The organism is Sedimentimonas flavescens (genome assembly GCF_025154035.1).
GTDB classification, from domain to species: domain Bacteria; phylum Pseudomonadota; class Alphaproteobacteria; order Rhodobacterales; family Rhodobacteraceae; genus Rhodobacter; species Rhodobacter flavescens.
In genome coordinates, this window is the sequence record NZ_JAOALJ010000009.1 from 1 (window position 1) to 13,812 (window position 13,812).

A 13,812-nucleotide genomic window follows, 5' to 3' on the forward strand; every position below is an offset into this window, starting at 1 on the left:
CCGGGTCGATCTGCTTGAGACGGATCGCCGCCGAAAGACCCGCAGGACCCCCGCCAACGATCACTACATCATATTCCATCGACTCGCGGACGATCTCTGACATCAATGCGCTCCTTAAGGCTGGAGGTGGGGCCTCAGGCAGAGACCCCCAGATCGGCGGCATCAAACGCCATTACTGCGTCGGCCCCAAGCGTGACCTGCGCCAGAAGCGACGGCGCCTGTGCGGCGATCTGCGTGCGGTAGAACTCGGCGATGCGCAACTTGCTGCGCAGGAAGGCAGCACTGTCGCCGGCGGCGATGCGCGCCGAGGCTGCCAGCACGCTGTCGGCCATCGCCCAAGCGCCAAGGCAAACACCGGCGAGGTCAAGCATGGCACAGGCCGAAGCCTGCGGCAGTTCCGAATGGCTTGCGGCCTGATCGACGATCCAGTTGGTCGCGGCGCGCAGGGCGGCGGTCGCCTCGGTCAGCGACTTGGCATAGCCTTCCCAGTTCACGCCCGCGCCCGAGGCGGCGCCAAGGCGCGCGGCGGTATCGTCCATATCCGCCAGCAGCTCGGCCATTGCATAGCCCTTGTCGCGGCTGATCTTGCGTCCGATCAGGTCAAGCGCCTGGATGCCCGTCGTGCCTTCATAGATCGTGGTGATCCGCGCATCGCGGAAATGCTGCGCGGCGCCGGTTTCCTCGATGAAGCCCATACCGCCATGCACCTGCACGCCCAGCGAGGCCGAGACATTGCCCATCTCGGTCGACCAGCCCTTGACGACCGGGATCAGCAGATCGAGACGGCGCTGCGCCTTGGCAGCCACATCGGCATCCGTGCTGCGCGACGCGATGTCCGAGGCCGCCGCGGCGCGATAGGCCAGAACCCGCGCGGCCTGCGTGCGCGCCTGGATCAGACCGAGCATCCGCTTGACGTCGGGATGTTCGATGATCGCGACCGAGCCCGCGCTGCCCGGACGGCCGCCCTGCTTGCGCTCGGCGGCATAGGCCGCAGCGTGCTGGCCCGCGTGCTCGGCGATACCGATGCCTTGCAGGCCAACGCCAAGACGCGCCGAGTTCATCATCGCGAACATATAGGTCAGGCCCTGGTTCGGCTCCCCCACCAGATAGCCGATCGCGCCGCCGTCGTCGCCGAAGCTCAGCGTGCAGGTCGGCGAGGCATGGATGCCCAGCTTGTGCTCGATCGACACGCAGCGCACGTCATTGCGCGCGCCAAGCGAACCATCGGCATTCACCATGAATTTCGGCACGACGAAAAGCGAGATCCCCTTCACCCCCGCCGGGGCGTCGGGCAGACGCGCCAGCACGAGATGGACGATGTTCTCGGTCATCTCATGCTCGCCATAGGTGATGAAGATCTTCTGCCCCGAGACACGGTAGTGATCGCCCTCGGGCGCAGCCTTCGAGCGGATCGCGGCAAGGTCCGAGCCCGCCTGCGGTTCGGTCAGGTTCATCGTGCCGGTCCACTCACCGGTCACCAACTTGGGCAGGTAGGTTTCCTGAAGATCGCCCGAGGCGTAATGCGCGATGGCCTCGATCGCGCCCTGGGTCAGCAGCGGGCATAGCTGAAACGCCGTGTTCGCGCCGTTGAACATCTCCTGGATTGCGGCGTTGACCGCGAAGGGCAGGCCCATGCCGCCATGCTCGGGCGAGGCAGCGGGGCTGTTCCAGCCCATCTCGACGATCTGGTCATAGGCTTCTTGCCAGCCTTCGGGAACGATCACGCGCCCGTTGTCAAACCCAAGCCCCGCTTCATCGCCGGACCTGTTCAATGGAGCAAGAACCTGTCCGGCGAATTTCCCGGCCTCCTCCAGGATCGCCTCGACCGTTTCGGGCGTGGCGTCTTCCAGACCGGGCAACTGCGACAATTCGGCCAGCCCGCACAGGTCGGTCAGCACGAAGGTCATATCCTGAAGCGGGGCTTGGTAGCTCATCTCATTCTCTCCTGAGATCAGATTGTCTGGGTGAACGCGGGAACCGCGTCGAACAAATCGGCGACGAGTCCGAAGTCTGCGACCTGGAAGATCGGGGCTTCTTCGTCCTTGTTGATGGCGACGATGATCTTGCTGTCCTTCATGCCCGCGAGGTGCTGGATCGCGCCCGAGATGCCGACGGCCACATACAGTTCCGGCGCCACGACCTTGCCGGTCTGGCCGACCTGCCAGTCGTTCGGGGCAAAGCCAGAGTCCACCGCAGCGCGGCTTGCGCCGACAGCAGCGCCGAGCTTGTCGGCAAGCGCCGTGATCAGTGCGAAGTCGGCTTCCGAGCCCACGCCACGGCCACCCGAGACCACGATCTTGGCCGAGGTCAGCTCGGGGCGATCCGAGGCCGCCACCTTGTCCTCGACCCAAGCCGACAGGCCCTTGTCACCGGCGCTTGCCGCGGCCTCGATCGGGGCCGAACCACCCGCGCCCGCGGCTTCGAACGCCGTCGCGCGGATCGTGGCCACCTTGACCTTGTCCGACGATTTCACCGTCTGGATCGCGTTGCCCGCGTAGATCGGGCGCTCGAAAGTGTCTGCGTCAACCACGCCGACCACATCCGAGATCACCATCACATCCAGAAGTGCCGCAACGCGCGGCAGGACGTTCTTGGCCTCGGCCGTGGCAGGCGCCACGATATGGGTGACGCCACCGGCGAGCGAGACGACCAGATCGGCCAGCGGCTCGGCCAGGCCATGCGCATAGGCTGCGTCATCGGCGGTCAGCACCTTGGCCACACCGTCGAGCGCCGCGAACGGTGCCGCATCCACGCCCGCACCGGCCACGAGCACCGTCACCGGGCCCATCTTCTTGGCCGCGCTCAGCGCTTTCGAGGTCGCGTCGAGGCTGTTCACCTCAGCAATCAGAAGAACCGACATCACAGAACCCCCGCATCTTTCAGTTTCGCCACCAGCTCGTCGACCGAGCCCACCTTGATGCCAGCCGAACGGCCCGCCGGCTCTGCGGTCTTCACGACGCTCAGGCGCGGGGTCACGTCGACGCCGTAATCGGCGGCGGTCTTCTCATCGAGCGGCTTCTTCTTCGCCTTCATGATGTTCGGCAGCGAGGCATAGCGCGGCTCATTGAGACGCAGGTCGGCGGTCACGATCGCCGGCAGCTTGACCGAGATGGTCTGCAAGCCGCCATCGACCTCGCGCGTCACTTTCGCGCTGTCGCCGGCAATCTCGATCTCCGAGGCGAAGGTCGCCTGACCCCAGCCGAGCAGCGCCGCCAGCATCTGGCCGGTCGCGTTCATGTCGTTGTCGATCGCCTGCTTGCCCGCGATCACCAGACCCGGGGCCTCTTCCGCGACCACTTTGGCCAGGATCTTGGCCACGGCCAGCGGCTCGATGTCCTGATGCACGTCATCGGCGGCAACAACCAGGATCGCGCGGTCCGCGCCCATCGCCAGCGCCGTGCGCAGCGTCTCTTGCGCCTGCTTCACGCCGATCGAGACCACGACGATCTCGCTCGCCGCGCCCTTCTCCTTCAGACGGATCGCCTCTTCCACCGCGATCTCGTCAAACGGGTTCATCGACATCTTCACATTCGCAAGATCGACACCGCTTCCGTCCGCCTTCACGCGAACCTTCACGTTGTAGTCAATCACCCGCTTAACAGGCACCAATACCTTCATGGGAACACTCCTGTGGGCAGAAGAGGCCGGGGCCCCGATGGGCCCCGGACAGGATCAGAACGAGCGGCGCAGGAACTCACGCAATTCGCCGACGACACCGCGGCGGAACGAGAGCACGCAGGCCACGAAGATCACGCCAAGCACCACCGGCACCCAGGCGGCCAGCGGCCCCGAGGCAAGGTAGTTTTGCAGCGTCACGATGATACCCGCGCCCACGGCCGGACCGGCAATGGTGCCAAGGCCACCGAGCAGCGTCATCAGCACCACCTCGCCCGACATGTGCCAATGCGCGTCGGTCAGCGAGGCCAGCTGGAACACCACCGTCTTGGTCGCACCGGCCAGACCCGCCAGCGTCGCCGAAAGCACGAAGGCCAGCAGCTTGTAACGCTCAATGTCATAGCCAAGCGAACGGGCGCGGTCTTCGTTGTCGCGAATGGCGCTGAGCACCTGGCCGAAGGGCGAATGCACGGCGCGCGCGATCAGCAGGAAGCCGGCCAGGCAGATCGCCAACACGAAGTAATACATCGAGCGGTCATTCGTCAGGTCGATCATCCCGAGCGCCATGCCACGCGGCACGCCCTGAAGACCGTTCTCGCCGCCGGTGAAGGGCGAGGAGATGAAGACGAAGTAAGCCATCTGCGCCATGGCCAGCGTGATCATGGCGAAGTAGATGCCCTGACGACGGATCGCCAGCGTGCCGATCGCAAGCCCGAGGACACCGGCAGAAAGCGCGCCGACAAGGATGCCCAGTTCAGTCGGCAGGCCCCAGACCTTGAGCGCATGGCCCGAGATATAGGCTGCGCCACCGAAGAAGGCCGCGTGACCGAAGCTGAGCAGACCGCCATAGCCCAGGATCAGGTTGAAGGCCGAGGCGAAGAGTGCAAAGCACAGCAGCTTCATCAGGAAGACGGGGTAGATGAAGAGCGGCGCTGCCAGCGCGATGGCCAGAACGATGAGATAGCCGAGAAACTTGTTCATTGTCAGTATCCTCTCACGCGGGCTTGCCGAACAGCCCTGCCGGGCGCAGCACCAGAACGATGGCCATGACAACGAAGATCACGGTCGAAGACGCCTCGGGCCAGAACACCTTGGTCAGGCCTTCGATGACGCCCATGCTCAGACCGGTCACCACCGCGCCCATGATCGAGCCCATGCCGCCGATCACGACCACGGCGAAGACGACGATGATCAGGTTCGAGCCCATCAGCGGGTTGACCTGGGTGATCGGCGCGGCGAGCACACCGGCGAAGGCGGCAAGTGCGACGCCATAGCCATAGGCCAGCGTGGTCAGCAGCGGCACGTTCACACCGAAGGCCTGCAGCAGGCGCGGGTTTTCCGTGCCGGCGCGCAGATAGGCACCGATCTTGGTGCGCTCGAACAGATACCAGGTCGCCACACAGACCGCGAGCGAAGCCACCACGACCCAGCCGCGATAGAAGGGCAGGAACATGAAGCCGAGGTTCACGCCGCCTTGCAGCGCTTCCGGCGTGGGATAGGGAATGCCCGAGGCGCCAAAGAGTTTGACGAAGGTTCCCTCGATCACCAGCGCAAGACCGAAGGTCAGCAGCAGGCCGTAGAGGTGGTCGATGCCCGACAGGCGGCGCAGCAGCACGCGCTCAAGCCCGACACCGATGGCACCGACGATCAGCGGCGCAAAGATCAGCGCGCCCCAGTAGCCGATGCCCAGATATTGCGTCAGCCCCAGCGTGGCGAAAGCGCCCAGCATGTAAAGCGCGCCATGAGCGAAGTTGACGATATTGAGAAGGCCAAAGATGACGGCCAGGCCGAGCGAAAGCACCGCGTAGAACGCGCCGTTGATGAGGCCCAGAAGCAATTGGCCGAAAAGCACTTGCGGGGGAAAGCCCAGCAGATCCGTCAGCATAGGTTATGTCCTTGTTTGCATTGCCGGATGCTCCACCGGATGCCACGAAGGCACCCGGTGGTCGCATCTCGCATTACTTCGTGGGGCAGGTGCTTTCGGAAAGAGGGCCGAAAGCCTCTTCACCCGGAATGGTCCGCACGATTTTGAGGTAGTCCCAGGGCCCGGAGGAGTCGGCCGGAGATTTGACCTCTGCGAGATACATGTCGTGCACCATGCGGCCGTCGGTGCGCAGCACGCCACCGTTGGCAAACATGTCCTCGACCGGCATTTCGCGCATCTTGGCCAGAACGGTATCGGTGTCATCCGAGCCGGTGGCTTCGATGGCCTTCAGGTAGTGACGCACGGCCGAGTAGGTGCCAGCCTGGATGCCCGTCGGCATCTTGCCGGTCTTCTCGAAGAAGCGTTTCGACCACTCGCGGGTCTCGTCGTTCATGTCCCAGTAGAAGCTCACGGTCATCTGCAGGCCCTGCGCGGTGTCGAGGCCAAGCGCGTGGACGTCCGACAGGAAGACCAGCAGACCGGCGATCTTCTGACCGGCTTCGACGATACCGAATTCCTTGGCGGCCTTGATCGCGTTGATGGTGTCGCCACCCGCGTTGGCCAGGCCGATGACCTTCGCGCCCGAGGCCTGCGCCTGCAGCATGAAGGACGAGAAGTCAGACGCCGGGAACGGATGCTTGACCGAGCCCAGAACCTTGCCGCCAGCGGCCTCGACCACTTTCGACACGTCGCCCTGAAGCGCCTCGCCAAAGGCGTAGTCGGCGGTCAGGAAGAACCAGCTGTCGCCGCCCTCGGCCACAACGGCCGAACCGGTGCCGACGCCGAGCGCGCGGGTGTTATAGGTCCAGTGCAGGCCAGTCGGGATGCAGGCGTCGTTGGTCAGCGGCGAGGAGGCCGCACCCGACACGAGCGCGATCTTGTTCTGCTGCTTGGCCACTTCGAAGACCGCCATGGCAACCGAGGTGGTCACGAGTTCCGCGAAGGCGTCGACCTTCTCGGTGTCGCCCCACTGGCGCGCCTTGTTGGCCGAGATGTCGGCCTTGTTCTGGTGGTCGGCCGAGACCAGCTCGATCGGTGCGCCGGCGACGGTGCCGCCGAATTCCTCGATCGCCATTTCGGCTGCGGTGATGGTGCCCGGGCCCGCCACGTCCGAATAGGTGCCCGACATGTCGGTCAGCAGGCCGATCTTGACGACCCCATCGCTGATTTCGGCGCTTGCACCGCTGGCGAGCATCGCCAGAACCGAGGCGCTGGCCGCGAGTTTCTTGAACAGTTTCATTAAGTTCCTCCTCCTAGGATGATTTCCGGCGTCCTCCTCAGACGCTCAGATATTGGTCGAAAATGTGCTGCTTGCTCTCCAGCTCGTCGGCCTTGATGGTCGCGACGATCTTGCCGTGATCCATCACGAAGTGACGGTCGGCGAGCGGGGCTGCGAAGCGGAAGTTCTGCTCGACGAGAACGACGGTGTAGCCGCGCGTCTTCAGCTCAAGCAGCACCTCGCCCAGCTTGTCCACGATGACCGGGGCAAGGCCCTCGGTGATCTCATCGAGCAGCAGGATATTGGCGCCGGTGCGCAGGATGCGGGCCATGGCCAGCATCTGTTGCTCGCCGCCCGACAGGCGGGTGCCCTGGCTGCGGCGACGTTCGGCAAGGTTGGGGAACATCTCGTAGAGTTCCTCGACCGACATGCCGCCATCGGCCACGCGCGGCGGCAGCATCAGGTTTTCCTCGACCGAGAGGCGCGAGAAGATGCCGCGCTCTTCGGGGCAGTAGCCAACGCCCAGATGCGCGATGGAATGGGGGGTCGCGTGGATCACCTCTTCGCCCTTGAGCATGATCGAGCCGGTGCGGTGGCCGATCAGACCCATGATCGAGCGCAGCGTGGTGGTGCGCCCCGAGCCGTTGCGGCCCAGAAGCGTGACCAGTTCGCCCTGATAGACCTTCATGTCGATGCCGTGCAGCGCATGGCTTTCGCCATAGAAGGCGTGCAGGTCCTGGATGCGCAGCTCCTCGATATGCTCCGAGACGTGCTGGCCGCCGATGTCGTGGTTCTCGATCACGTCGCTCATGCCGCTTTCCCCATATAGGCTTCCTTCACGCGCGGATCGGCCGAGACCTCGGCATAGGTGCCCTCGGTCAGAACGGCGCCGCGCTGCAGGACGGTGATCTGGTCGCAAAGCGTCGAAACGACGCCCAGGTTGTGCTCGACCATCAGGATCGTGCGGTTCTTCGAGACCTTGCGGATCAACTGGGTGATCAGTTCGACATCCTCGCGGCCCATGCCCTGGGTCGGTTCGTCGAGCAGCATCATCTCGGGTTCAAGCGCGAGGGTCGTGGCGATCTCCAGCGCACGCTTGCGGCCATAGGGCAGATCGCCGACCATCGCGTCGCAGAAGCGCTCAAGCCCCACCATGCCGAGCAATTCGTCGGCGCGGTCATTGAGCTTGTGCAGCGTCTTTTCCGAGCGCCAGAAGTGGAACGAGGTGCCCAGCTTGCGTTGCAGCGCCACGCGGACGTTTTCGCGCGCGGTCATATGCGGGAAGACGGCCGAGATCTGGAACGAACGCACCACGCCCATGCGCGAGATTTCTGCGGGCTTGGCATTGGTGATGTCGCGCCCGTTGAACGCGATTGAGCCGCGCGTCGGGATCAGGAACTTGGTCAACAGGTTGAAGACCGTGGTCTTGCCCGCACCGTTCGGCCCGATCAGGGCGTGGATGGTGTGGCGGCGGATACGAAGGTCAACCTCGCTCACGGCGGTGAAGCCCTTGAACTCCTTGGTCAACCCGCGGGTTTCCAGAATGAAATCGTCGGATTTGCTCATGACACTCGCTTTGCAGAAAGAGGGCGGCGTGCGGGGCAAGCCCCGCAACGCCTCCAGTTCAGGGGGGTCATTTTGACGTGTTCAGCGCCTTGGCCTGCTCGCGCAGGACGAACTTCTGAACCTTGCCGGTCGAGGTTTTCGGGAGAGACCCGTAAACGATCGTCTTGGGCACCTTGAAATGCGCCATGTTCTGGCGGCAGAAGGCGATCAGGGCGGCCTCGGGCAGCTCTTGCCCGGTTTTCAGCTCGACGAAGGCGCAAGGCGTCTCGCCCCATTTCGGGTCGGGGCGGGCGACAACGGCCGCCTCCATCACCGCGGGATGCTTGTAAAGCACGTCCTCGACCTCGACCGACGAGATATTCTCGCCACCCGAGATGATGATGTCCTTCGAGCGGTCCTTGAGCTCGACATAGCCATCGGGATGCATCACGCCGAGATCGCCCGAGGCGAACCAGCCGCCGTTGAACGACTCGTCCGTGGCCGAGGGGTTTTTGAGATACCCCTTCATCACGTTGTTGCCGCGCATGAAGATCTCGCCCATCGTCACGCCATCCGAGGGAACCGGCTCGAGCGTGCTCGGATCGGCGACCATCAGCCCCGACAGCGCCACGTTCTTGACGCCCTGACGGGCCTTGAGGCGCGCGCGCTCTTCGGGCTTGCGATCGTCCCAATGGCCTTTCCAGGCGCAGACGACCGAGGGGCCGTAGGTTTCGGTCAGACCGTAAACATGGGTGACCTCGACGCCCATGGCTTCCATCTTCTCGATCACGGCGGCCGGCGGCGAGGCCCCGGCGGTCATCACCTTGACCTTGTGCGAGAAGTCTTTCAGTTCATCAGGCGCGTTCGCCAGCATATTCAGAACGATCGGCGCGCCGCAGAAATGGGTGACCTTCTCGGTGCGGATCGCCTCGTAGATCGGCTCGACACGGACCGAGCGCAGGCAGACGCAGACACCGGCATTGGCCGCGATGGTCCAGGGGAAGCACCAGCCGTTGCAATGGAACATCGGCAGCGTCCAGAGGTAGCGCGAATGATGAGCCATGCCCCAGGTCATGATGTTCGACATCGCGTTCAGCGCGGCGCCCCGGTGGTGATAGACCACGCCCTTGGGATTGCCCGTTGTGCCCGAGGTGTAGTTCAGGCTGATCGCATCCCATTCGCTGGCGGGCGGATCGTAACGGAAGGCCGGATCGCCCTCGGCCAGCAACTCGTCATAGGTGACCGAGCCGATACGGTGGCCGCCCTCATAGGTGGCGTCCTCAATGTCGATCACCAGCATATCGCGGCGGCCGCTGATCTTGATCGCGCGTTCGACCACATCGCTGAATTCGGGGTCGACCATGACCGCCTTGGCCTCGGCATGGGCGAGGATGAAGGCGATGGCCTCGGCATCCAGACGGGTGTTGACGGTGTTCAGCACGGCGCCAACCATCGGCACGGCGAAATGCGCCTCGAACATCTCGGGGATGTTGGCGGCGATGACCGAGACGGTGTCGTCCTTGCCTATGCCGCGCTTGGCCAGCGCGCTGGCAACACGGCACATGCGCTCATAGGTTTCGCCCCAGTTGCGGCGCAGATCGCCGTAAACGACGGCCGTCATCTCGGGATAGACCGAGGCGGTGCGCTCTGCAAAAGACAGGGGCGTCAGCGTGGCATAATTTGCCGCATTCGCATCCAGTCCACTTTCGTAGATGCTGTGCTTGTTCATGATGTAAGTCCCTCCGCTCGACCCGGAACCCCTCCTGCTCCGAGTCAATGCGCAAAACTTACACACGGGCATATTGCCCAATTTTCCGCGAAATGTATCCAATTGTGACATGCCGGGAATTTGGCTTGGGAAACCCGGCCCGCTGTCGCATCGTAGGATGTGCCAAGCCAACGCCCAACGGACGACATGATGCGAGACGCGCCAAATGATCTCGGCCTTTCCGGCCTCGTCCTGGAGGGGCTTGGCAAGCTTGACCAGGGCATCACCATCTTCGATCAGCACCTGCGCATGATCGCGTGGAACGACCAGTTCCTTGAGATGTGCGACTACCCCGCGCATCTGGCCTTTCAGGGCGCGGATTTCGCCAGCTTCATCCATTACAATGCCGCGCGCGGTGAATATGGCCCCGGCGATCCCGATGCGCTGGTGGCCGAGCGCGTCGAGAAGGCCCGCCGGTTCGAGCGCCACCAGTTCGAGCGCGCGCGCCCCAACGGACGCGTACTGGAGGTGACCGGCTCGCCCCTTCCCGGTGGCGGCTTCGTGACGATCTACACCGACGTCACCGAGCGCCGGAACCAGGAGGCGCGACTGCAACAGTTGGTCGAAGAGCGGACCCATGCGCTGCAACTCAGCGAGGCGCGGCTCAAGCTGATCGCCGACGAGGTGCCCGCCGGCATCGCCCATATCGCCCGCGACATGAAGGTGCTGTACGCCAATCGTCGCTTTGCCGGGGCCTATGGGCGCACGCCCGAAGAGGTGATCGGCCTCTACGCCTCGGACATCCTGCATCCGCGTACCCTGAGCGAGTCTGCGCGGTTCTTCGAACAATCGCGGCGCGGTGCGCTTGTGGACTTCGAGATGCGCATCGAGCTGCCCGATGGTCGTTTCAAGGATATTCGCACCCTGTTGCGCCCCGAGACGCCCTCGTCGGGCGAGGTGATCGGGTTCTACCTTCTGTCGATCGACGTGACGCGCCGCAAGGCCACCATGTCGGCGCTGATGGGTTCGCAGAAGATGGATGCGCTTGGTCGTATGGCCAGCGGCATCTCGCATGATTTCAACAACCTGCTGACGATCATCCTGGGCAACCTCGTGCCGTTGGCCGAGGAATTGGGCGAGGGGGAACTGGTCGCGGATTACCTTGCCCCGGCGATCTCGGCGGCCCGGCGCGGCTCGGCGCTGACGCAGCGGCTGCTGACCTTGGCGCGGCGCGAGCAATTCGCCCCCGAACCCACCGATATTGTCGGCGCCGTGGAAGAGATCCACACGCTGCTGCGCTCATCCCTGCCGCGCAGCCTAGAGATCGTGCAGGAGTATCGCACCGATGTACCCTCGGCCCTTGTCGACCGGGCGCAGCTGGAGATGGCACTGCTGAACCTTGCGATCAATGCCAAGGATGCGACCGGTGGCGTCGGGCGGATCGAGATCGAGGTGGCACCCTACGACCTGCCCCCCGAAGAGGCCGAACTGCTGCACCTTCCGGTGGGCCATTACGTGCGCATCCGCTTCTCGGATGACGGCTGCGGCATGTCGGCCGAACAGACCGAGCGGGTGTTCGAACCCTTCTACACCTCGAAGGCCGCGGGGGCAGGGTCGGGCCTCGGGCTGTCGATGGTCTATGGTTTCGTCAAACAGTCGAACGGCGCGATTGCGGTGGACAGCGCACCGGGGCAAGGCGCGCGCTTCACCATCCTGCTGCCGGGGGTGGAACTGCGTGCGCCGGCCGAACCCACCCCCACCGCAGAGACCATCCCCGAGGCGGGTGCGGCCGAGTTGCTTCTGCTGGTCGAGGATGACATGCAGGTGCGGCGCACCATCCGCCGTCAGATCGCGGCGCTTGGCTATCCGCTGATCGAGGCCGAAACCGGGGACGAGGCATTGAACCTGCTGGATCATATCGAAGAGGTCGGCATCGTACTGACCGATATCGACATGCCAGGCAAGACCGACGGCTTCGCGCTGGCCCAGCATCTGGCCGCCACCCGCCCCGAAATCGCCGTCCTGCTGATGAGCGGTCAGGCCAGCCTGACCCAGCCCGATGATGGCGCGCTGTCCGATATTCCCGCATTACGCAAACCCTTTACCGATGCGCAGCTGACCGACGCGCTTTCCAAGGCGCGCCAGCGCGCGCGCCGCGATATTTCCCGTGGAATGTCCATTGCAGAGAGATCGAGCAAATGAGCACGCTTGTGTACCTTCTCGAGGATGATCTGGATATCAGCCGGTTGATCGAACGCAGCCTCGTGCAGCAGGGCTTCACCATGCGCAGCTTCCGCCGCCTGGCCGAGTTCGAGCGCGAATTGCGCCGCCAGACACCGGACCTTTGCCTGATCGACCTGTCGCTGCCCGATGGCGACGGGCTGAGCCTGATCAACGGCAATACCCTGCCCGAGAACATGCCGCGCGTGATCGTAACCGGGCGCGGTTCGGTCACCGACAAGGTCGTCGGGCTTGAGATCGGCGCGGATGACTACATCGTCAAACCCTTCGAGCCGCGCGAACTGGTAGCCCGCCTGCGCGCCGTCCTGCGCCGCAGCCGCAAGAGCCGCGAGGCCGCCGAGAGCGATCCGCATTCGGTGGCCAGCTTTGGCGGCTGGACCGCGAACCTCAAGGCCTGCACCCTGACGCATACCGATGGCCACCAGGTCACGCTCAGCTCGTCGGAGAACAGCCTGCTCGAGGCCTTCCTGCGCGCACCGGGCCGTGTGCTGAGCCGCTCGAACCTGCTCGATGCGACGCAGGGGCGCTCGAACGAGCCCTTCGATCGCAGCATGGACGCCCGCGTCTGCCGCCTGCGTCGCAAGATCGCGCGCGCGCCCGACGATGGCGAAGTCATCCGCACGGTCTATGGCGCGGGCTACATCTTCAGCGCCGAGGTGGACTGGAGCGACTGAAGCCGCTCACGGTTTTTTTCGAAATCGCTACGCGTTATGGCATGCTGTGTGTCGGAATCCGTAATCGAACGAGAGATCACTCCGTGCCAGTCCCGACCCCAACCATCGCTAGCCGGAGCCGGGGCTAGTGGCGGTCTTCCTCCGGCTCTGGGCCGTTGCGGTGGCCACGCTGGCGCTGGTGCTGGCGCTGTTCGTCGGGCTTGCGATCCTGAACTTCAAGCAGATCCAGACCGACCTGCTCAGCGGGCGGCTGGCGGTTCTGGCCGAGATGACGGCAGAACCCTTCGAGGCGGCGGCGCGGATCGGGTTGCCGTTGGCCAGCGTCCGCAATTCCGCCGCACTCCTTGAACGCGCGCGCCAAAGTGACGATGCCATCGCGGGCGTCTATGTCATTGACGCAGACGGGGCGGTGATCCGCGCCACGGGTGGGGCAGGTCTGCAGATGCCCGCGCGCCGGGCCGAGGACACCCGCTGGAACTGGTCGGATGGCGCGCACCTGTTCAGTGCCGTGCAGATCGTCGGCGCGACGGGGCACCCCTTGGGAGCCGTGGTGGTCGAGATCGACCGGCGCGAAAGCACCATCCTCGTGCGCGCGATGGCGGCGGAACTGCTGACCTCGGCACTGGCGATCTGGGCAGTGATGTCGGCCCTGTCCGGCGCCGGGATCTGGCTGTGGCTGCGCCCGCAGATCGCGGCCTTTAGCAGCGCCGAGGCACAGATCGAAGCGTTCGAACAGGATGTCTGGTCTGGCCGCGTGACGGCCGGAGTGGCAAGCACGAACGGTCTCGGCCAGGCGCTGAGGGCGGTCTTTGCGGGTTACCGGCAGGCCCTGCGCGACCGGGGTGACGAGCATGGCTGAGGGGGCGGATATTACAGGAACGCAGCG

The 13,812-nt window shown here is 64.5% G+C and carries 13 protein-coding genes; 3 read left to right on the forward strand and 10 right to left on the reverse strand.

Annotation, left to right across the window (positions count from 1 at the left end; translation table 11 throughout):
* The 10 genes from N3C64_RS14780 to N3C64_RS14825 all read right to left on the reverse strand — a co-directional run.
* The coding region (locus N3C64_RS14780; protein ID WP_260013898.1) for an FAD-dependent oxidoreductase at nt 1–103 on the reverse strand (103 nt) is incomplete at its 3' end.
* A 31-nt stretch (nt 104–134) separates the two neighbouring features.
* The gene (locus N3C64_RS14785; RefSeq protein ID WP_260015039.1) at nt 135–1,934 is read right to left on the reverse strand and encodes an acyl-CoA dehydrogenase; all 1,800 of its coding nucleotides are present in this window, start codon (nt 1,932–1,934) and stop codon (nt 135–137) included.
* 17 nt (nt 1,935–1,951) lie between these two features.
* Entirely contained in the window at nt 1,952–2,860 is a 909-nt protein-coding gene (locus tag N3C64_RS14790) for an electron transfer flavoprotein subunit alpha/FixB family protein (RefSeq protein ID WP_260015040.1), read from the reverse strand.
* Nucleotides 2,860–3,618: an electron transfer flavoprotein subunit beta/FixA family protein gene (locus N3C64_RS14795; RefSeq protein WP_218631619.1), complete on the reverse strand. Its 759-nt coding sequence runs from the start codon at nt 3,616–3,618 to the stop codon at nt 2,860–2,862. Before N3C64_RS14795 ends, N3C64_RS14790 begins: the two co-directional genes overlap by 1 nt.
* A gap of 54 nt (nt 3,619–3,672) precedes the next feature.
* Nucleotides 3,673–4,596, reverse strand: coding sequence for a branched-chain amino acid ABC transporter permease (locus N3C64_RS14800; RefSeq protein ID WP_260015041.1), 924 nt, complete (start codon nt 4,594–4,596; stop codon nt 3,673–3,675).
* A gap of 13 nt (nt 4,597–4,609) precedes the next feature.
* A complete protein-coding gene (locus tag N3C64_RS14805; RefSeq protein ID WP_218631318.1) occupies nt 4,610–5,500 on the reverse strand; it encodes a branched-chain amino acid ABC transporter permease in 891 nt (296 codons plus the stop codon).
* 73 nt (nt 5,501–5,573) lie between these two features.
* Entirely contained in the window at nt 5,574–6,779 is a 1,206-nt protein-coding gene (locus tag N3C64_RS14810; protein WP_218631319.1) for an ABC transporter substrate-binding protein, read from the reverse strand.
* A gap of 37 nt (nt 6,780–6,816) precedes the next feature.
* Nucleotides 6,817–7,515: an ABC transporter ATP-binding protein gene (locus N3C64_RS14815; RefSeq protein ID WP_446033356.1), complete on the reverse strand. Its 699-nt coding sequence runs from the start codon at nt 7,513–7,515 to the stop codon at nt 6,817–6,819.
* Nucleotides 7,516–7,565: 50 nt separating this feature from the next.
* Nucleotides 7,566–8,324, reverse strand: coding sequence for an ABC transporter ATP-binding protein (locus N3C64_RS14820; RefSeq protein WP_218631321.1), 759 nt, complete (start codon nt 8,322–8,324; stop codon nt 7,566–7,568).
* A 67-nt stretch (nt 8,325–8,391) separates the two neighbouring features.
* Entirely contained in the window at nt 8,392–10,032 is a 1,641-nt protein-coding gene (locus N3C64_RS14825; RefSeq protein ID WP_260015042.1) for an acyl-CoA synthetase, read from the reverse strand.
* Between the two features lie 189 nt (nt 10,033–10,221).
* On the opposite strand from N3C64_RS14825, the gene N3C64_RS14830 reads away from it, so the two are divergent.
* From N3C64_RS14830 to N3C64_RS14840, 3 genes are all read left to right on the forward strand, one after another.
* Nucleotides 10,222–12,213 (forward strand): hybrid sensor histidine kinase/response regulator, encoded by a 1,992-nt coding sequence (locus N3C64_RS14830; RefSeq protein ID WP_260015043.1) that lies wholly within the window; start codon nt 10,222–10,224, stop codon nt 12,211–12,213.
* Nucleotides 12,210–12,926 (forward strand): response regulator, encoded by a 717-nt coding sequence (locus tag N3C64_RS14835; RefSeq protein ID WP_218631324.1) that lies wholly within the window; start codon nt 12,210–12,212, stop codon nt 12,924–12,926. Before N3C64_RS14830 ends, N3C64_RS14835 begins: the two co-directional genes overlap by 4 nt.
* 127 nt (nt 12,927–13,053) lie before the next feature.
* Complete coding sequence (locus N3C64_RS14840) at nt 13,054–13,785, forward strand: hypothetical protein (protein ID WP_218631325.1); 732 nt, start codon at nt 13,054–13,056, stop codon at nt 13,783–13,785.
* The last annotated feature ends 27 nt before the right edge of the window (nt 13,786–13,812 follow it).